General features: G+C 61.2%; 17 protein-coding genes. 13 read left to right on the forward strand and 4 right to left on the reverse strand.

The window, feature by feature from the left end; translation table 11 throughout:
* Nucleotides 1-167 precede the first annotated feature (167 nt).
* The 4 genes from PWG15_RS24920 to PWG15_RS24935 all read left to right on the forward strand — a co-directional run bounded on the left by PWG15_RS24920 (nt 168) and on the right by PWG15_RS24935 (nt 4510).
* Entirely contained in the window at nt 168-848 is a 681-nt protein-coding gene (locus PWG15_RS24920; RefSeq protein WP_275026763.1) for a sugar transferase, read from the forward strand.
* A 73-nt stretch (nt 849-921) separates the two neighbouring features.
* Complete coding sequence (locus tag PWG15_RS24925; RefSeq protein WP_275026765.1) at nt 922-2193, forward strand: polysaccharide biosynthesis/export family protein; 1272 nt, start codon at nt 922-924, stop codon at nt 2191-2193.
* Nucleotides 2194-2201: 8 nt separating this feature from the next.
* Nucleotides 2202-3485 carry an O-antigen ligase family protein gene (locus PWG15_RS24930; protein ID WP_275026766.1) on the forward strand — a complete coding sequence of 428 codons (1284 nt, stop codon included), beginning with the start codon at nt 2202-2204 and terminating at the stop codon, nt 3483-3485.
* 23 nt (nt 3486-3508) lie between these two features.
* A complete protein-coding gene (locus PWG15_RS24935) occupies nt 3509-4510 on the forward strand; it encodes an acyltransferase family protein (protein WP_275027202.1) in 1002 nt (333 codons plus the stop codon).
* A gap of 41 nt (nt 4511-4551) precedes the next feature.
* Here the strand turns inward: PWG15_RS24935 and galE are convergent, their stop codons facing one another.
* Entirely contained in the window at nt 4552-5538 is a 987-nt protein-coding gene (galE, locus tag PWG15_RS24940; protein ID WP_275026767.1) for a UDP-glucose 4-epimerase GalE, read from the reverse strand.
* Between the two features lie 335 nt (nt 5539-5873).
* Here galE and PWG15_RS24945 point away from each other — a divergent pair, with 335 nt between their 5' ends.
* From PWG15_RS24945 to PWG15_RS24975, 7 genes are all read left to right on the forward strand, one after another.
* The gene (locus PWG15_RS24945; RefSeq protein WP_275026768.1) at nt 5874-7514 is read left to right on the forward strand and encodes a TIGR04028 family ABC transporter substrate-binding protein; all 1641 of its coding nucleotides are present in this window, start codon (nt 5874-5876) and stop codon (nt 7512-7514) included.
* Between the two features lie 67 nt (nt 7515-7581).
* On the forward strand, nt 7582-8526 hold the full coding sequence (locus PWG15_RS24950) for an ABC transporter permease (protein ID WP_275026769.1): 945 nt from the start codon (nt 7582-7584) through the stop codon (nt 8524-8526).
* Complete coding sequence (locus tag PWG15_RS24955; RefSeq protein WP_275026771.1) at nt 8523-9407, forward strand: ABC transporter permease; 885 nt, start codon at nt 8523-8525, stop codon at nt 9405-9407. Before PWG15_RS24950 ends, PWG15_RS24955 begins: the two co-directional genes overlap by 4 nt.
* Nucleotides 9404-11047, forward strand: a complete 1644-nt coding sequence (locus PWG15_RS24960) for a dipeptide ABC transporter ATP-binding protein (protein WP_275026773.1) — start codon at nt 9404-9406, stop codon at nt 11045-11047. Before PWG15_RS24955 ends, PWG15_RS24960 begins: the two co-directional genes overlap by 4 nt.
* A 28-nt stretch (nt 11048-11075) precedes the next feature.
* Complete coding sequence (locus tag PWG15_RS24965; RefSeq protein WP_275026775.1) at nt 11076-12122, forward strand: putative FMN-dependent luciferase-like monooxygenase; 1047 nt, start codon at nt 11076-11078, stop codon at nt 12120-12122.
* Nucleotides 12123-12153: 31 nt separating this feature from the next.
* On the forward strand, nt 12154-12771 hold the full coding sequence (locus PWG15_RS24970; protein ID WP_275026776.1) for a CMD domain protein: 618 nt from the start codon (nt 12154-12156) through the stop codon (nt 12769-12771).
* A gap of 22 nt (nt 12772-12793) precedes the next feature.
* Nucleotides 12794-13396, forward strand: a complete 603-nt coding sequence (locus tag PWG15_RS24975) for an alkylhydroperoxidase domain protein (RefSeq protein WP_275026777.1) — start codon at nt 12794-12796, stop codon at nt 13394-13396.
* A 141-nt stretch (nt 13397-13537) separates the two neighbouring features.
* Here PWG15_RS24975 and PWG15_RS24980 read toward each other — a convergent pair whose 3' ends face one another.
* The 3 genes from PWG15_RS24980 to PWG15_RS24990 form a co-directional block, all read right to left on the reverse strand.
* The gene (locus PWG15_RS24980) at nt 13538-13948 is read right to left on the reverse strand and encodes a DUF983 domain-containing protein (protein ID WP_275026778.1); all 411 of its coding nucleotides are present in this window, start codon (nt 13946-13948) and stop codon (nt 13538-13540) included.
* Between the two features lie 184 nt (nt 13949-14132).
* Nucleotides 14133-15530 carry an aminotransferase-like domain-containing protein gene (locus tag PWG15_RS24985; protein WP_275026780.1) on the reverse strand — a complete coding sequence of 466 codons (1398 nt, stop codon included), beginning with the start codon at nt 15528-15530 and terminating at the stop codon, nt 14133-14135.
* A gap of 114 nt (nt 15531-15644) precedes the next feature.
* The gene (locus PWG15_RS24990; protein ID WP_275026782.1) at nt 15645-16265 is read right to left on the reverse strand and encodes a LysE family translocator; all 621 of its coding nucleotides are present in this window, start codon (nt 16263-16265) and stop codon (nt 15645-15647) included.
* Between the two features lie 66 nt (nt 16266-16331).
* Between PWG15_RS24990 and PWG15_RS24995 the strand changes: the two genes are divergently transcribed.
* Nucleotides 16332-17261: a LysR substrate-binding domain-containing protein gene (locus PWG15_RS24995; protein WP_275026785.1), complete on the forward strand. Its 930-nt coding sequence runs from the start codon at nt 16332-16334 to the stop codon at nt 17259-17261.
* Nucleotides 17262-17497: 236 nt separating this feature from the next.
* Entirely contained in the window at nt 17498-18205 is a 708-nt protein-coding gene (locus PWG15_RS25000; RefSeq protein WP_275027203.1) for a pentapeptide repeat-containing protein, read from the forward strand.
* Nucleotides 18206-18235: the final 30 nt, after the last annotated feature.

Below are 18235 nucleotides of genomic sequence, written 5' to 3' on the forward strand. Positions count from 1 at the left end.
GTAATATTACATATCAGAGATCAGTGATATTCGTCCGTTGGGCGCATACTGGGTACCCGCCATTATTTTGCCCCCAAAAGACAAATTCTCACCACACACTCTTTCTTGAATATGAGTGTTCCCTTTCGAGGGACCGACCATTCGCCAACGTAAATGGAGTTATCTCTATGAAGTCTGCGACTCGATCGGCCAGTTCGCCGTTTTTCAGTGCCGCAGAGACTGCAGCGCTCCCGCCCGTGGGTGGCATAACGAAGCGTGGCTTCGATATCTTTGCCGCCTCACTGGCGCTCGTCTTTCTGAGCCCGCTCTTTTTGATGCTGGTTGCGCTTGTTAAGTTCTCCGACGGCGGCAGCATCTTTTATGGCCATCGCCGTATCGGTCATAACGGGAAGTCTTTCCGTTGCCTGAAGTTTCGTACGATGCGGACGGACGGTGATCGGATTCTGCAAGAGCATCTCAGAAACAGTCCTACCGCATATGAGGAGTGGCGCGCGTCGCGCAAGTTGCAAGATGACCCCAGGGTCACCGTCGTCGGCAGCGTCTTGCGCAAGCTGAGCCTCGACGAGCTGCCGCAGCTCATCAACATTATCAGGGGTGAAATGAGCATCGTCGGCCCCCGGCCGGTGGTTCAGGACGAGCTGGAGCTCTACGACCAGGCTGCCGTCTACTATCTGCAGTCGCGCCCCGGTCTTACCGGCCTGTGGCAGATCAGCGGGCGCAACGACGTTTCCTATGCGGCGCGCGTCGCGTTCGATACCCACTATGTCCAGAACTGGTCCATGCTGCGCGACTTCTCCATCGTCGCGAAGACCATTCCTGCCGTTTGCTTCTCACGCGGCAGCTACTGACGGATCAGCGCCCTCGCACCCGCGCGGCCGAAAGGTCGACTGCGGGATCGGCGTCTTTTAACGGGAAGCTCAAATGAACAACCACGCTCCGACTGGGAAATCCCGGATTTCCCGCAAGGTGTCTCGTTTCCTTCACCACACGGCCCTGGTTGCCGCGGTGGTCCTCGGCGCAGCTCAAGCGCGCGCCGAGGAATATCAGCTTGGCACCATGGACAAGCTCAAGATTCGCGTCGCCGAGTGGCAAACCGCCGAAGGCTCGGTGCGCGATTGGTCGGTTGTGACCGGCGAGTATACCGTCGGGCCGTCCGGCGCGCTTTCGTTGCCGTTCATTGGTGATCTGCCGGCGGCGGGCAAGACGACCACCGAGGTCGGAGAAGCGATCAGCGAGAAGATGCAGACCCTGTTTGGTTTGCGCGACCGCCCGTCCGCCTCGGTAGAACTCGCGCAATACCGTCCGCTTTATCTCTCCGGAGAGGTCGAAAAGCCTGGCGAATATCCCTTCGCGCCCAATCTGACCGTGCTGAAGGCGATAAGCCTCGGCGGCGGATTGCGTCGCTCCGAAAGCGGCCAACGTTTCGCGCGCGACTACATCAACGCCCACGGCGATTCGAGCGTTCAGACCGCCGAACGCAACAGGCTGCTGATCCGGCGCGCCCGCCTCCAGGCCGAGATGGCCGAAAAGCAGGGCGTCGAGTTGCCGAAGGATCTGCAGGGCGTTCCTGGCATCGACAAGCTTCTGGCGAATGAAACGGCCCTGATGGCCTCACGCGACCGGAAGCAGAAGCTGCAATTGAAATCGCTCGCCGATTTGAAGGCACTGCTGGAGAGCGAAATCCAGTCGCTGGCAAAGAAGTCGGAAACGCAGAACCGCCAGATGGAGCTCGCGGCGGAAGACCGTCAGAAGGTCGAGAGCCTGGCAGAAAAGGGGTTGGCGCTCAGCCAGCGCAAGCTCTCGCTGGAGCAGCGCGTGGCAGAATTGCAATCTGCTCTGCTTGACATCGACACGGCTTCGCTGAAGGCGAAGCAGGACGTTAGCAAGGCGGCGCAGGACGAAACCAATCTTCGCAACGATTGGGATGCCCAGCTTGCGCAGGATCTCCAGAACACCGAAGCGGAACTCGACACCCTCCAGATCAAGCTCGGCACCAGCCGCGATCTGATGGCCGAAGCTCTGCTGCAATCGGCCGATGCGGCACAATCGAAGGACAATACGGCGGACGCCGTCATTGCCTATTCGATCATCCGCGAGCGTGACGGTAAACCGACCGAGATTGCTGCGGATGAAAACACGCCTGTCTTGCCTGGCGACCTGATCAAGGTCCACGCCAACCTCGCGACACAGTAGGATCGAGCGTGAGAATTGCGAAGTCGAGCTTGATATCGCCTGACCGTAATGGTGCCTATGGCACCGTTGCGGTCGCGTTGTCGTTCTTCGTCTTTGCCTATTCGTCTCGTTTCGGGCAGGCGTCGATCCTGCTCTATTACGCACTGTGGCTGCCGCTGGTGCTCGTCGATTACCGTCGCGTGCTCGGCAATTATGGTAAGCGTCTGTGGATTCTCGGCTTTGCCGTCTTTGCCTGCCTGTCGGTCTTCTGGTCGGCAGCACCCTCGATGACGGCGCGCACCGGGATCCAGTATCTGTCGCATGTCGTCTGTGCCCTGATCGCCATGAGGCTCATCGACATCAGAACGCTGACGCGCGGTGGGATCGCAGGCATCGGGATCGTGCTCGTCTATTCCCTGCTCTTTGGTGTCTACCATCTCGATCCGCTTGACGGCACATACAGTTTTGTCGGGGCATTCGCCTCCAAGAACCAGTTGGGCTTCTACGCCTCGCTCGGCATCTACTTCGCCTTCATTGCCCCTGTAGCTCTTGGCGAGCGGCGCACGTGGCTCTTGGCATCCGGCGCGGTCGGGCTGCTTGCGGCCTATTCGCTGTTCGCTTCGCAATCGGCCACATCCGTGTTGACCACGGCCGTGATCATCGGCCTCTGGCTTGGCATGCGGATCGTTGGTCTGCTCTCGCCCGGCCACCGCAAGGGTCTGTTTCTTGCCGCCGTCATCTGCGGCGCATTGGTTGCAGTCGCCGGCATCTATGGCGGCGGCGTCGATCTGGTGCTTGGGCTTTTCGGCAAGGATTCGACGCTGACCGGGCGCACGTATCTCTGGCAGCAGGGCATAGAAGCAGCCATGGCCTCGCCGGTGGTGGGCGTCGGCTACCAGGCCTATTGGGTTCAGGGCTTCTCGGAGGCCGAACGCCTCTGGGAAGAATTCTTCATCTCGACGCGCTCGGGTTTCCACTTCCACAACACGTTCATCGAGGCGATCGTCGAAACGGGTGCGATCGGGCTTGTCCTGCTATCGGGCATCCTGCTTGCGACCGTTCTCGGCCATATCAAGCGCCTCTTGACGGAGGACCACGACATCCAGTCCTCGGTGCTCTTTGGTATCGCGATGCTGCTGCTGGTGCGGTCTTTCGTCGAGATCGACATCATGAATCCCTACCATGTCGGGTCTTTCCTGCTCTATTTCGCCGCTGGCAAGCTGACCTTGCCGCAAACCCGACCGGAAGCGCGCCTAGCTGAGGTCCACAGGGCGCGGATCGTGCCTGAGAGCATGGCACAGCTGAGGTACTGATGGATCGGACCAACGCAGGCTCGTTGACCACAATCTACGGGATCCAGTACCTGCGTGCTGTAGCCGCGCTCGGCGTCGTCGTCTTTCATGCGGCCGAGCGCACCGGGCATCATTTCGCGATTGGCGCTGCCGGCGTCGATATCTTCTTTGTCATCAGCGGTTTCATCATGTGGGTGCTCAGCGAGCGTCGGCCGATGTCGCCGGTCTCTTTCCTGCGCGACCGCGTTCAAAGGATCGCGCCGGTCTATTGGTTGGCGACTGCCGTCATGGTTCTTGGCGGCCTTGCCGGGCTTTTCCCCAACCTCGTGCTCACCCCCGGCCATGTGGTGGCGTCGCTCGTGTTCGTCCCGATGCCATCCCCCAGCACCGGTGAGGTCTGGCCAGTGCTCGTCCAGGGCTGGACGCTGAACTACGAAATGTTCTTCTACGCCGTCTTCGCATTGACCCTGCTGCTGCCGCGCTCGCGGCGGCTGTTGGCGATCACCTCCTGCTTCCTGCTTTTGGTGGGGTTGGGCTTTGCTATCGACAGTAACAATGCGCTGTTTGCAACTTATACCCGGCCGATCATTCTCGAATTCGTGGCCGGTATGATCATTGCCGCGCTCTGGCTGCGGGGCAGGGTGCCGGGAAGCAATTGCGGCCTGTTGCTCGTCGCAATCGCGATTTCAGGCCTTTCGGCGCTAGCCGTGTTTCGGTTGCCTTTCGACGAGTTCGTGCTTGGGCCCTTGGCCGTCATCCTTGTCGTCGGCACCTTGGCCGTCGAAGGTCGTGGATGGTTCCGCCCGCGTGGACTGCCGATGCTTCTCGGCGATGCGTCCTATTCCATTTATCTCTGGCACACCTTCGCCATATCGGTTGTGGTGAAGGCCTGTGCCATGGCGGGTGTGGACCCCACCCCATCGGCGTTTGTCGCCGTCGTAGCGGGGACGACCTTGGGCGTCGCCGCCTATCTGCTTCTCGAAAAACCGCTGACGCGACGTTTGCGGTCTCGGATCGTAACGAAGCCACTGCAGCAGGCGGCTTAAGGCTTTTCGGTGCGGCGCTTGAAACGCCGCACCTAAACGCATCAGGCGCCCTGGTTACGACGCGAATGCCAGTTCCAGGCCGTCCGGGTGATATCCTGCAGATCGTATTGCGGAACCCAGCCGAGAATGTCGCGGGCCTTGTCGTTGTTGGCGACAAGGGTGGTGGAATCGCCCTCGCGACGTTCGACCAAATCGATATTGAACTCGCGGCCGGAGACGTCGGCGATCGCAGTCAGAAGCTCCTTGACGGTCGTGCCCGTACCAGTGCCAAGATTGAGCTCGACGCTGTCACCGCCGGCAAGCAGATATTCGACGGCGCGTACATGCGCATCGGCCAGATCAAGCACGTGGATATAGTCGCGCACGCAGGTTCCGTCGCGCGTGTCGTAGTCCGTGCCGAAGATCTTGAAACTTTGGCGGCGGCCAAGGGCCGCGTCGATAGCAAGCGGGATCGCGTGCGTCTCGGGTTCATGCCACTCGCCGATGCGGCCCTCCGGATCGGCGCCGGCCGCGTTGAAGTAGCGAAGGATCACCGAACGCAGGCCCTTGTACTGGCCATAGTCCTTCAGTGCCTGCTCGCACACCCATTTTGTCCGGCCATAGGGGTTGATTGGCGCTTGGCGGTGCTGTTCGTCGATCGGCACGCTTTCCGGCAGGCCGTAGGTGGCGCACGTCGACGAAAAGACGAAGGCCTCGACACCGGCGGCAAGTGCTGCTGAAAGCAGGGTCAGGGTACCAATCACGTTGTTGTCGTAAAAGGAGACCGGGTCCTTGACCGATTCACCGACTTCGATCATCGCCGCAAAATGCAGGATGGCGCGCGGCTTGTGGCGGGCAAGCACCTCGTCGAGCCGCTTGCGGTCGCGGATATCACCCTTTTCGAGCACGCCCCATTTGACGAATTCCTCGTGACCGTTCGACAGGTTGTCGTAGACGACGGGTTCGAACCCCTTGTTGGCAAGTTCGAGGCAGGTGTGCGAGCCGATATAGCCGGCACCGCCGACGACGAGAACTTTGTTGCTTTCCATGATGCTTTTCGATCCCTGGGAGGTTCAAAGAAATTGCCGAGTTTTTTCAACGGATAATGACGGGGTTGTCAATGCCGGCTGCAATCAAACACGTATCCATGTCGCGTGTGTGGCGGGTGGGCGTGGAGCCCATTTTTCCACAAACGTGATGCGCGCGGCCGCAGGTCGATATCGACGTGAAAATCCGCATCGGGGACAATTATCTCAGGCTTGCCTGCGAGCGAGATGCTTCTTTCCCATCCGGCAGAACATATAGCATATTAATTTACTAGATTTAATTGATAATGGCGGTGACAGTCGTACGATTGCCTTCGGATTTTTGAAGGAAGGCTCTCATGACGACGAAACTGAAACGGTTTGCGCTCACCCTCGCGACGCTCGCAGCGACTGGCCTGCCCCATGTCGGCGCTCGCGCCGAAGGCGCGACGGAGCCGGTCAAAGGCGGGACCCTGGTCTATCTGGAGCAGCAAGCCCACACCAATCTCTATCCCCCGGCAGGCGGCTTTTATCCGAACGGCGGTATCCTCAATCAGATCACCGACAAGCTGACCTATCAGAACCCGAAGACGCTTGAGATCGAACCGTGGATCGCCGAATCCTGGACGGTCAACGCGGCCGCGACCGAATACACGTTCAAGATCCGCCCCGGCGTCACCTTCTCCGATGGCACGCCTCTCGATGCGGCGGCTGTCGCCAAGAATTACGACGTCTTCGGTCTCGGCAACAAAGCGCTGAAGCACCCGGTTTCCGAGGTGATCAACAACTACGAGCGTAGCGAAGTCATCGACCCCTTGACGGTGAAATTCTACTTCAAGAAGCCGTCGCCGGGCTTCCTGCAGGGAACATCGGTTATCGGCTCCGGTCTGGTGGCGGCGAGCACACTCGCGCTCCCCTTCGAAGAGCTTGGCGATGCGACCAGGATCATCGGCTCCGGTCCTTTCGTGGTCGAGAGCGAGACGATCGGCAAGGAACTGAGTCTCAAGGCGCGCGAGGAATACAACTGGGGACCGGTGAAGCTCGCGCATCAGGGCCGCGCCTATCTCGACGGCATCACCTATATCGTCACCGGCGAAGACAGCGTGCGTATCGGCGCGCTGCTTGCCGGCCAGGCGGATTTCATCCGCCAGGTCCAGGCCTATGACGAGAGCCAGGTCGAGGCGCAGGACTACCAGATCTATGCACCATCGACACGCGGCGTGAACAACAGCGTCGTTTTCAGGCCTGACAATCCGCTCGTGGCCGACGTGAAGGTGCGCCAGGCACTGCTGCATGCAACCGACGCCAAAGAAATCGTCACGACGCTGTTTTCGGCCAACTACCCGCAGGCGACCTCGATCATCGCGTCCTCTGCGCTCGGCTACAAGGATATCTCGGCAAAGCTTGCCTTCGATCCGGAGAAAGCCAAGGCACTGCTTAGCGAGGCCGGGTGGTCAGTCGGTTCCAATGGCCTGCGCCAGAAGGACGGCAAGGAGCTTGTGTTGACGGCCTATGAATCCTTGCCGCAGCCACAGAACAAGGAGACGCTGCAGCTCGTTGCCCAGCAATGGGGCAAGGTGGGTGTAAAGCTCAATGTGCTCGCCGGGGATAGCGGCAGCAGGACTGTCGATGATCTCGATCCCTTGAAGACGCCGGTTTCGCCGGCGATGGTCGGCCGCGCCGATCCCGACGTGATCAAGAGCCAATACTATCCGAAGAACCGCGACGTGCTGCGCCAGAAGGGCGGGCTCAGCGATAAGGTCCAGAGCTTCGTCGACGACAAGCTGAACGGCCTGCTTGAGGCTCTGGCCTCCGAGCCGGACCGTGCGAAGCGCCTCGCCATCGCCGGCGAGATCCAGGACTACGTCGTCGACCAGGCGTATGCCATCCCGATTTTTGAAGAGCCGCAGGCTTACGCCGGCGCACCTTATGTCCAGGGCGTTGCCTTCGAGGCAGTCGGTCGCCCGAGCTTCTACAGCACCTGGCTCGCCGAGCATTGATCGACACTCGGCCACCGCGCCTGCGGTGGCCGCTACTCCCCGAAATTCGCATGCAGAGGAATGGATCATGTCCGCCTATTTGCTTAATCGCGTCGGACAGGCGCTCTTCGTCCTGTGGGCCGCATTCACGATCTCCTTCGTGTTGCTGCAGGCGATGCCCGGCGACGCGATCCTCATCAAGTTCCAAAACCCCGATCTCGGACTGACGGCGCAACAGGTTGCCGAGATCCGTTCATCCTATGCCGCCGATAGCCCCGTTCTCGTTCAGTACGTGCAGACGATTGGCAAATTCCTGACCGGCAACTTCGGATACTCCGTTCAGGCCGGCGTTCCGGTCAGCACCCTGCTTGCAGCCCATCTGCCGGCAACCTTGAAGCTTGCCACGCTTGGCTTCCTGCTCGCCTCCGTGCTGGCGGTCGTGATCGCATTCCTCTCCAGCCTGACGCCGTTCACCTGGCTGCGCGGCGCGCTGCAATCCGTCCCTTCTCTCTTCATCTCGATCCCCACCTTCTGGCTTGGGATCATGTTGATCCAGATCTTTTCCTTCCGCTTGAAGCTCGTTCCGGTCATCAATCCCGGGCCCTGGCAGGAACTGATCCTGCCCGTCGTCACGCTCGCGGTGCCAATTTCTGCACCACTCGCCCAGGTACTTGTTCGCACTATCGACGAGGTGATGACGCGGCCCTTCGTCGGCGTCGCTCGCGCCAAGGGTGCCAATCGCCATTGGATCCTCTGGCGGCATGTGGCGAAGAATGCGCTCCTTCCGACACTAACCATTGCGGGCGTGCTTTTCGGTGAACTGATCGCCGGGGCCGTGGTGACGGAAACCGTCTTCGGACTCAACGGCATCGGTGGCCTCACCGAGCGCGCCGTCGGCAGCCAGGATGCTGCCGTCCTTCAGGCCATCGTCGTTCTCTCGGCGCTCGCCTTCGTGATCATCAATCTCGCTGTGGATCTGCTCTATCCCGTGCTCGATCCGCGCCTCAGGACAAAAGTCGGAGTTGCCGCATGACCACCTTCGATACGCTTCGCGACGACATTGCTGCGGATGCAAGGCGGCAGACCCAAGGACTGCACTCTCGCACGATCGCCGCACTGCGCCGCGTGCCTCCGGGGCTGGCCCTTTCCTGGCTCATCCTGGCGACGGTTTTCTTCTGGGCGGTCGCTCCGTCGCTCTTTACAGGCTACAACCCGCTCGAAGGTGTGGGCGGCGCGCAGTTGAAGCGCCCCAATGCCGAACATCTGCTCGGGACCGATGCTCTTGGACGTGACCTCTACGCGCGCATCGTCCATGGTGCCGTACATTCGCTGACGGGTGCCTTCGTGGCCGTTGGGCTCGGCCTTGTCGTCGGCACCGGGCTCGGTGTGGTTGCTGGCTCCGTGCGGCGGCGTTTTGACGATGCGATCATGCGACTTGTCGATGTCTTCCTGTCGGTCCCGCCGTTGCTGCTTTCGCTCAGCATTATCATCCTGCTCGGCTTCGGCACGGTGAATGCGGCTATTGCCGTCGGGGTCACCTCGGTCGCGGGTTTCGCCAGATTGGCCCGGGCCGAAGTCGTGCGCGTGCGGCGCAGCGACTATGTCGAGGCAGCCTTCGGCAGTGGCGGCACCTTTGCATCGGTGCTCTGGCGCCACATTCTGCCGAACTCGCTCACGTCGGTTCTCGCTTTCGCATCGCTGCAGTTCGGCTCGGCCGTGCTGCAAATCTCGACACTCGGATTTCTCGGCTATGGCGCGCCACCGCCGACCCCCGAATGGGGTCTGTTGATCGCAGAGGGCCGGAACTACATTTCGACGGCCTGGTGGCTGACCACCGCGCCCGGCGTCGTGGTGGTCCTCGTCGTCTTGGCTGCCAACCGGGTCAGCCAGTCCTTTGGAAAGGCCGCAGCATGACCGTGATCCCTCAGCAGGTGCCGCCCGTCCTCGAAGTCGACGGTCTATGCATCGCCTATGGCGATGGAACTGCGGAACGACGGGCCGTCCACGATGTTACCTTCAGCATCAACCCGGGTGAAGTCGTTGCCCTTGTCGGCGAATCCGGTTCTGGCAAGACCACTACGGCGCAGTCAATCATCGGGCTCCTTGCCGCGAACGGTCGCTTGGAACGCGGTAGTATCAAGCTCAACGGCACCGACATAGCCCGGTGGACCGATCGGCAACTGGAAACAGTACGTGGCGCCAGGATCAGCCTCGTGCCGCAGGATCCGGGAAACTCTCTCAATCCGGTCAAGACCATCGGCGCGCAGGTGGGCGAGATTTTCCGGATTCACGGGGCGCTGCGGCCAGATGAAATCGACGACCGCGTCATCTCGCTCCTCACCCGCGTGGGCCTGAGCGAGCCGGCATTGCGGGCGCGGCAGTATCCACACGAACTATCGGGCGGCATGCGCCAGCGCGTGTTGATCGCGATCGCCATCGCCTTGAGACCGCAATTGATCATCGCCGATGAGCCGACAAGCGCGCTGGATGTCACTGTCCAGAGGCGAATACTCGATCTGATCGATGAACTGCGAGCCGAGTATGGCACCGCGGTTCTGCTCGTGACCCACGACCTTGGCGTTGCGGCCGACCGCGCTGACCGGATCGTCGTTCTCCAGAACGGGCGCATTCAGGAGCAAGGCACAGCCAGCGTCGTTCTCGCAGCCCCGCGCAGCCCTTACACACGGCAACTGCTTGCGGCCGCACCGTCTTTTGCGGGACCTGTCCCCAGGTCCGCGCCGAAGGCCCGTTCGGGCGCGGCGGGCATTCACGACGATATCGTCGTCGTGGACGGTCTTGTTCGAGAATTTGCGGGTGAGGGCAAAAGCCGGTTCCGCGCAGTCGACGATCTGAGCTTTCGTGTCCGTCGCGGGTCGACCCATGCGATCGTCGGAGAGTCCGGTTCAGGAAAGACGACGACCATCAGAAGTATCGTTGGCTTCGACAAACCGACCGCAGGACGGATCGAAATCGACGGTACGGATCTTTCACGCCTTGTCGGAGAGGAGCTCCGGCAATTTCGACGCAAGATCCAGCTCGTCTATCAAAACCCCTACGGATCGCTCGATCCGCGCCAAAGCATCCTGCAAATCGTGGCGGAGCCACTGCTTAATTTCGACCGGCTGAAGCGCACCGATCGCGAAGAGAAGGCAAGGGCGATTCTCTCCCGGGTCGGATTGCCCGAAGACGCGTTTGCACGACGGCCGCACGCGCTTTCCGGTGGTCAGCGTCAGCGGGTCGCCATCGCCAGGGCGCTTGTGCTCGATCCTCAAGTGGTGGTGCTGGACGAGGCCGTGTCCGCTCTCGATGTAAGCGTCCAGGCGCGCATTCTCGCCCTGCTCCAGGAGTTGCAGAGCGATCTCGGCCTTACCTACCTCTTTGTGTCCCACGATCTCGCCGTGGTGCGCCAGATATCCGACACCGTCTCCGTTCTGAAGGATGGACAGATCGTCGACGGTGGTGCGGTTTCAGAGGTCTTCGAACATCCAAGCAGCGACTACACCCGTGAACTGATCAGCGCCATTCCCGGGCAAAGTCGCCGGGCCGCAGCCTGACGCGGTGACACCACAGATAGGACTGACCATGACAGAGACGACCCCACGCAAGCGCCTTGGCTTTTTCACGCGCCTGCTCGACGACGTTCCCGCCGGCACCCGCTATTACTACGCCAAGGAGCAGATCGTGACGGCCGAGCGCTTCGGCTTTGATACCGCTTGGGTGGCGCAACATCATTTCCACGCCGATGAGGGCGGCTTGCCGGCGCCGCTGGTCTTCCTCGCTCATGTGGCTGCAGAGACGACGCGCATCCGCCTCGGCACGGGCGTTATCACCTTGCCGCTCGAAAACCCGATCCGGGTGGCGGAAGATGCAGCGGTTTTCGATCTGCTTTCCGGGGGCCGGCTCGACGTCGGCTTCGGAACAGGTGGAACGCCGTCGTCCTTCACGGCCTTCGGCCTTGAAAGCGCGGAGCGTGGTGCGGTTTTCGCTCGGCATCTGCAAACCGTACTTGATGCCTGGGCCGGTCGCGCGCTTGGCGGCGGGGATCGTCTCTATCCCGCAGCGCCGCAACTGCTCGATCGCATCTGGCAAGCGACCTTTTCCGTCGCCGGCGGCGAGCGCGCCGGTCGCGCTGGCGACGGCCTGATGCTTTCACGCACGCAGCCACGGCCACAGGACAACCCGAACGCCACTTTGGCAGAACTGCAGAACCCGATCATCGACGCCTATCTGCACGCGCTTCCCGCCGGTCGCGCGCCCCGCATTCTCGGCTCCCGCAGCCTTTTTGTCGCCGATAGCCGTGCGGAAGCGTTGCGTCTGGCAGAGATTGGCCTGAACCGCGGCGCAGAACGCTTGATTGCCGCTGGACACAAGGTAGCCGGCAACTCCCTTGCCGATCTGATCGCCGCATTCGACGTCCATGTCGGATCAGTGGACGATGTCATCGAAAGCCTCAGCCGCGACGAAACGCTCGAGCGTGTGACCGACCTTGTGTTCCAGGTTCACTCCGTTGATCCGCCGCACCCATTGATCCTGCGTTCGATCGAGTTGATCGCAACCAAGGTGGCGCCGGCGCTCGGCTGGGCGCCGCAAGAGAAGTTCCACGCGCGCCGCTTTGGTGCCGTTGGCTGAGAGCGATATCCCCCGCAAAGGAGACCAATACATGACCCAAGTGCAGCCAGACATTATCGATCTGCTCGCCGGCATCACGCCGGGATCGAACCTTGACCGCATACGCGCTCAGCGACCGGAGACGCGTGAACAGGCGCAGCAGAGCTACCTTGCCCTGTTTCAACCCAGGACTGTCGACGAAGTCTCCCTGGTCGAGCGGCAGGCGATCGCAGGTTTCGTCGCCGGACTGCACCGCCAGCCGGATATCTACGAATTCTACGTCAACCCGCTCGAGGAAGGTGCTGCGGGCCGTTGGCTTGTCGAAATATTGAAGGCCGAGATTGGGGCAGGTCAAGCCACAGGTCCCTATGGCAACTATCCCGAGGGGCCACTGAGCGGCGAGAACAAAGCAGGTCTGCTTTACCGTGTCTCGGAGACAAACCGTGACGTGCTGGGCGAAAAGCTCTCTGCCGCGTTTGAACATGCGCATCTGCTCGTTTTCCGGCTACGCGACGCCAGTCCGCAAGCGTTACAGGTGCTGCTCGATGCCGGCTGGACGACGGACGGCATCGTCACGCTGTCGCAACTCGTATCGTTTGTCGCGTTCCAGATCCGGGTGATCGCCGGGCTCAGCCTGCTTTCCGCCGTATCGAAGCGTGCAGCCGCATAGGACATTGAGAGGAACCGCGACAATGACCGAACTTGCCATCATCCCGGGTGTAGAAAATCCTCCCGTAACATTCACTCAGGCCGAGATTGGCTGGACACCGTGGCTCCAACCCTTGGCGGAGGACGATCTGACCGAGCGACATCTCCACGGCCTTGTCGAGGCGGCGCGCGCCAAGTCTCCCTATTTTCGTCTGCTGGTACGCAATCCGGAAGTGCTGGGGGCACGCACGAAGACGGACAAGGACATCTTCTACAATACCCGCACGGGCCTGCCGCGGGCCGAACGCGAACTTGCGGCCACGGCCGCCTCGCGTTCCAACGGCTGCATCTTCTGCGCCTCCGTCCATTCGCGTTTCGCGTCTCACCATTCGAAACGTGGCGACGATGTGCAGAAGCTGCTGGATGAGGGTGTCGGCGCTGATCTTGGCGAACGCTGGAATGCGATTGTTGCTGCTTCCGTCGCGCTGACTGCGACGCCTCCGGCCTTCGGCGATGAGCATATCGCACGGCTGGCTGCGGCAGGCCTTGAGGAGTTGGAAATCGCCGATGTGATCCACGGCGCCGCCTTCTTCAACTGGGCGAACCGTCTGATGCTTTCACTGGGCGAGCCGACACCAGCCAATTGACCAGCCCACTGAATCCGGCGCTGACGTCCATCTGCAGCAATGAGAAAGCCCGCAACCTCGCTCGAGGTTGCGGGCTCTTTCACCAGATGGTGTCGGACTAGAAGTTGCGCTGCAGGCGGACGAGGCGCGGTCCCGGCAGTGCTACCGGGGTGTCGCAACCGGCGTCTCCGCGCCGCGCCTGACGACCTTGCCCTCTTCGGCCTTGTAGAAGAACTGGCTTGAGACAAGCCATCCCTTCAAAGGTCGAAGCGGTGGAATGCATGTCAGCAGCATGAACGGGCCGGTGACCAGCAAGTGCACCCAAAGCGGAGCGCTATACTGAACCTCGAGCCAGACGCCGAGAAGCACGCTTGGCACACAGGCGAAACAGATGACGAAGAAGGCGGGGCCGTCGGCCGGGTCCGCGAAAGAATAGTCGAGACCGCAGACTTCGCACTCCTTGCGCATCTTCAGGAACCCTTCGAAAAGGTGTCCTTGTCCGCAGCGCGGGCAACGGCCGCGCAGACCGGTCTGCATGGGCGGGATGGGTGGCCACTCGTGATCCGAAGACATTGTCGTTCCTTTCGGGCGTCTCGTCCGGCGCATACTGGTGTTGCGCCGATGTTGCCTGGTATGCGGCCAGCCATTCCTGGGCGCCGCCTCAGGCTCCAGACGATTAAGCGCCTGAAAGCATACATTGTCAATTTATTGTATGCATACATTGCTGCGACAATTTCGCCCGGTAGCGCTTTTGTTCCTAGATCACGAGGCTGGATGCGGCGGGGGATTGGCCGAGAAGATCAGCGATGGTCAAGAGGCTGCGGCGCAGTTCTTCATGCGTGGCTGCCGCGCCCAGCCCCAGGCGGACGGCTTCTGGGGCCGGGCCGATCGCAAAGGCGTCACTTGGAACGACCGCGATGCCTGCTGCCTGCAGCCGCCCGCTGAACTCGCCGCGCGTCCACGGCGGCGGCAGACGCAGCCAGACATGAAAGGCACGAGGGTCGGTGGCGGCCGTACCTCTTGGAAGGCAGCTTTTGGCAATCTCCAGCCGAGCGGCCGTTTCGGCTCGGATCGCGGCAAGGACAGCATCTGCCGTGCCATCCTCGATCCAGCGGGTGGCGATAGCGGCGGTGAGGGGTGAGGCCAGGCCCGCGGTTGCCCGGATGACGCCCTCGATCCGGACCGAACTGCGGCTATCCGGCACGACGAGGTAGGCAATGCGGAGCGCAGGTGAAAGGCATTTCGCCAGGCCGCCGATGTAATAGACAAGATCTGGCGCGAGCGCGGCAAGCGCCGGTGGCGGCGCCACCGGAAGGGCGCCATAGGCGTCGTCTTCAATGATTGGGACGCCGTATCGCCTGGCGATGGCGACGATCGCCTCCCGGCGCTCCAGCGGCAGTGTGGCGGTCGTCGGATTGTGAAGCGTCGGATTGCAATAGAGGGCCTTTAACGTATGTGTTGAGCAGAGCTCCTCAAAGGCCTCAGGAATAAGGCCTTTGTCATCGATCGCGACGCCCAGCAGCGTGATGCCGAGATGGGCAGTAAGCGCCCGAAGGCCAGGATAAGCAATGGACTCGGCACATATGGCTTCACCTGCCTTGGCCAAGCTGCTGAGCGCGGCAAGCAGCGCCCCTTGCGCGCCAGGGCAGATCAGCATGCGCTCGATTGGCACCGCGCCGAGGCGCGGTTGCAGCCAGGCAGCACCGGCGGCCCTGTTGTGCACAGTGCCGGCAGGCGCCTGGTAGCGCATCAAGAGGTCGAGCCCATGCTCGGCCTGAAGCGCTGCCATGTCCGCCCAGAGCTTTGCAGCAAGCACTTCATCGTCAAAGAGCGGCGGCAGGTTCATGCTCATGTCGACTATGCCGCTGGTCACGGGTCGGGCGATCCTCGCTCGCCGAGCCTTGACATAAGTGCCCTGGCCGACGCGACCTTCCACGAGGCCACGGTGCCTCGCTTCGTTGTAGGCGCGGCTAACAGTGGTAAAGTCGATACCAAGCGCTTCTGCCAGCACACGCTGCGGCGGCAGTCGCATCCCGTCCGCAAGCCGCCCATCGGCAATATCCGCGGCAATCGCATCCGCGATCGCGAGATAGAGAGGGCCATCAGCCTTGCGAATGGTGGGGCTCCACGGGATCTGCGAGCGTTCGTCGTTCATCACTACAATATCCGGCCTTGATAATTGTATGGATATTGCATGTTTGTTCGTTTCGAGCAAGGCTGATGGCTGATCAATGGTCCGAGACGGACGCCTATCAGAGGTTCGACACAGTTAGGGTCTGGTGATGCTAGTCGTTGCCAGGATAAGGCCGAAGCCCACCAGCAAGGTGCCGCAGACGCGATCGATCCAGTGCCGCAAGCGAAGAAGGCGAAGACGCACGACATCGGACGAGAAGAACAAGGCAACCAAGGCAAACCAGACGATGTGTGCGGCTGCGATGAAGCCACCATAGCCGACTTGCAAAAGGAGCGGTGTCGTCGGCTCGACGACCTGCATGAAGAGGCTGACAATAAAGACCGTCGTCTTCGGATTGAGCGCATTGGTGAAAAAACCAGTGCGCAGAGCACCGAGATCGGAAAGTGTCGGGATTTCGAGCTTTTCTAGGGGGTCGCCTGGCTTGGTGCGCAACATCTTGAAACCGAGCCAGATCAGGTAGGCGGCCCCGCCAAACTTCAGGATGCTGAAGAGAAGGATCGATTGCCGGATGACAAGCCCGACACCCAGGATGGTATAGGCAACGTGAACGCAGACACCGGCGCCGATACCGAGCGCTGTCAAGACGCCGGCCCGTCGGGACAGTAAAAGACTGTTGCGCGTAACCATCGCGAAATCGGGGCCGGGGCTGATGACAGCCAGGATCGTAATGGTGACTACCGCTAACAGTTCCGTCATTGCATTTCTCGCTCATTCCTTCGATGCTGGCGCAGCAATAGCCAACAAACGGTTCGGCGACTAACGATGAATTCTGACGATATTGGTGAACCTGGATCACAGATCAAAGCCGTTCGTCTGCCGCCCATGGCAGCGCTTCGCTGTTTCGATGCGGCGGCAAGGCTCGAAAGCTTCAGTCGTGCTGCGGACGCATTGCATCTGACCCATGGCGCAATCAGCCGGGCAGTCCGTCTCGTCGAGGACGAGTTGGGCGTGGCGCTGTTTGAAAGGCGAAGCCGGCGCGTTTTCCTCACAGATGCAGGCCGCAAGCTCGCTACTGCCGTGCGGAAGGGCTTTGGCCTCGTCGAGGCGGCCGTCCGGGAGATCAGGCAAGAGGTCAGGGTGCCGGCCCTCGTGGTTTCCTGCGAGCCGACGCTTCTGATGCGCTGGCTCATCCCGCGGTTGCCGGATTTTCAAGGGCGGCATCCGGATGTCCCGGTGCATCTCGTTGCCGGTGGCGGTCCCGTAGCACTCGGGCGCGGCATCGATCTCGCTGTCCGGCGAAACGATTTCGTGCAGGCGGACGCGGTCCATGCAACCCCGCTGTTTCGCGAACGGACCGGCCCGGTCTGCCGTGTCGACAAGTTAGAGTCTTTCTTCGAACGGTCTGAGACAGGCAGCCGACCAGAGCTCAGCGCCGATGCCGTTCTCCTGCATTCCCGCAGCCGCCCGGATGCGTGGGAAACCTGGGCAGGGCACGCCGATTGCCACATGTTCGGACGGCGCTCACAGAGTTTCGAGCATTTCTACATAAGCCTTCAGGCCGCTGTCGCCGGCATCGGTGTCGCGATCGGGCCTTGGCAGCTTGTTCGCGATGACATCGACAGCGGCATTCTGACGGCGCCGATGGGATTTAACGAGGACGGAACGGCCTACCAACTGCTCGCACCGGCACCCATTGTCGAGGGTAGCCCTCAGGCCAAACTGCGTGACTGGCTGTTGGAAGCCGCTATCTGAAACGAAGCGTTTTCATTTCTGTTATTTGCATAAAGGGCAACAACGTCATACGTTTACGAGCGAAGCACGCACAGCCGGTGATGCCGATCATCCAAAGGGTGTGCATGCCATCTGAAATGCAAACGATTCGACCCCGCGGGTCCCGGAGCGGCGCCATGACTATCCTCAAAACCGATCTCGACCACGGGTGCGGCGCGTTGCGCCAGTCCATTGCATCAAACCGAAAAGCGCTGAGAATGACTGTGCGCACAGTGAAAAGCCTGCTCGCGCCAGCCGTCACCGCTTGCCTTGTTGCGCTTGCGGCGCCGACTGCGGGTCATGCCGCGAGTTGCAAGGATTCGGCAGCACCCGGCGCCGATTGGACCGACTGCAACAAGAAGGCGCTCATGCTCGGCGGCAGCGATCTTCAGGGCGCCAATCTGGTCAATACGGATTTCACCTTGACGGATCTGCGGGGCGCCAACCTGACTGGCGCCAACCTGGAGAAGGCGACACTGGTACGCTCATCGGTAGCCGGCGCGCTGGCCGGAGGGGCGAATTTTTCCAAGATCGAAGCCTATCGCTGCAATTTCGCGGGTATCGCCGCCGAAAAGGCATCTTTCGTCAACTCCGAACTGCAGCGCGCCAATTTCAGCGGCGCACGATTGACAGGGACGAGCTTCGAGAAAGCCGAGCTCGGACGTGCCAATTTCGACCGCGCGGAACTGACTGGAACCCGCTTCTCACACGCCAACCTGTCGCGCGCCAGCTTCAGCAACGCGAGCTTCACGGGACCGATCGACTTCGATGGCGCCTTCATGTTTCTGACGCGGATCGAGGGCGTAAATCTTTCCGAGGCGACAGGGCTCGAACAGGAGCAGGTCGACATGACCTGCGGCGACAGCTCGACTAAGTTGCCGGCCGGTCTGAACACGCCGGCGGCCTGGCCCTGCGCCTCCGACTAGAGCGGCTTGCGTTCAAGTGAACGCACAAAG

This window comes from Ensifer adhaerens (assembly GCF_028993555.1).
Taxonomy (GTDB): Bacteria; Pseudomonadota; Alphaproteobacteria; order Rhizobiales; family Rhizobiaceae; genus Ensifer; species Ensifer adhaerens_I.

Excerpts from the sequence above, each read along its gene's own strand:
- PWG15_RS24975 (WP_275026777.1), top strand. The coding sequence starts at position 12,794 with ATGACCGAACTTGCCATCATCCCGGGTGTAGAAAATCCTCCCGTAACA.
- PWG15_RS24950 (WP_275026769.1), top strand. The coding sequence starts at position 7,582 with ATGTCCGCCTATTTGCTTAATCGCGTCGGACAGGCGCTCTTCGTCCTG.
- PWG15_RS24960 (WP_275026773.1), top strand. The coding sequence starts at position 9,404 with ATGACCGTGATCCCTCAGCAGGTGCCGCCCGTCCTCGAAGTCGACGGT.
- PWG15_RS24955 (WP_275026771.1), top strand. The coding sequence starts at position 8,523 with ATGACCACCTTCGATACGCTTCGCGACGACATTGCTGCGGATGCAAGG.
- PWG15_RS24925 (WP_275026765.1), top strand. The coding sequence starts at position 922 with ATGAACAACCACGCTCCGACTGGGAAATCCCGGATTTCCCGCAAGGTG.
- PWG15_RS24980 (WP_275026778.1), bottom strand. The coding sequence starts at position 13,948 with ATGTCTTCGGATCACGAGTGGCCACCCATCCCGCCCATGCAGACCGGT.
- PWG15_RS25000 (WP_275027203.1), top strand. The coding sequence starts at position 17,498 with ATGACTGTGCGCACAGTGAAAAGCCTGCTCGCGCCAGCCGTCACCGCT.
- PWG15_RS24990 (WP_275026782.1), bottom strand. The coding sequence starts at position 16,265 with ATGACGGAACTGTTAGCGGTAGTCACCATTACGATCCTGGCTGTCATC.
- PWG15_RS24995 (WP_275026785.1), top strand. The coding sequence starts at position 16,332 with ATGAATTCTGACGATATTGGTGAACCTGGATCACAGATCAAAGCCGTT.
- PWG15_RS24985 (WP_275026780.1), bottom strand. The coding sequence starts at position 15,530 with ATGAACGACGAACGCTCGCAGATCCCGTGGAGCCCCACCATTCGCAAG.
- PWG15_RS24970 (WP_275026776.1), top strand. The coding sequence starts at position 12,154 with ATGACCCAAGTGCAGCCAGACATTATCGATCTGCTCGCCGGCATCACG.
- PWG15_RS24965 (WP_275026775.1), top strand. The coding sequence starts at position 11,076 with ATGACAGAGACGACCCCACGCAAGCGCCTTGGCTTTTTCACGCGCCTG.
- galE (WP_275026767.1), bottom strand. The coding sequence starts at position 5,538 with ATGGAAAGCAACAAAGTTCTCGTCGTCGGCGGTGCCGGCTATATCGGC.
- PWG15_RS24945 (WP_275026768.1), top strand. The coding sequence starts at position 5,874 with ATGACGACGAAACTGAAACGGTTTGCGCTCACCCTCGCGACGCTCGCA.
- PWG15_RS24920 (WP_275026763.1), top strand. The coding sequence starts at position 168 with ATGAAGTCTGCGACTCGATCGGCCAGTTCGCCGTTTTTCAGTGCCGCA.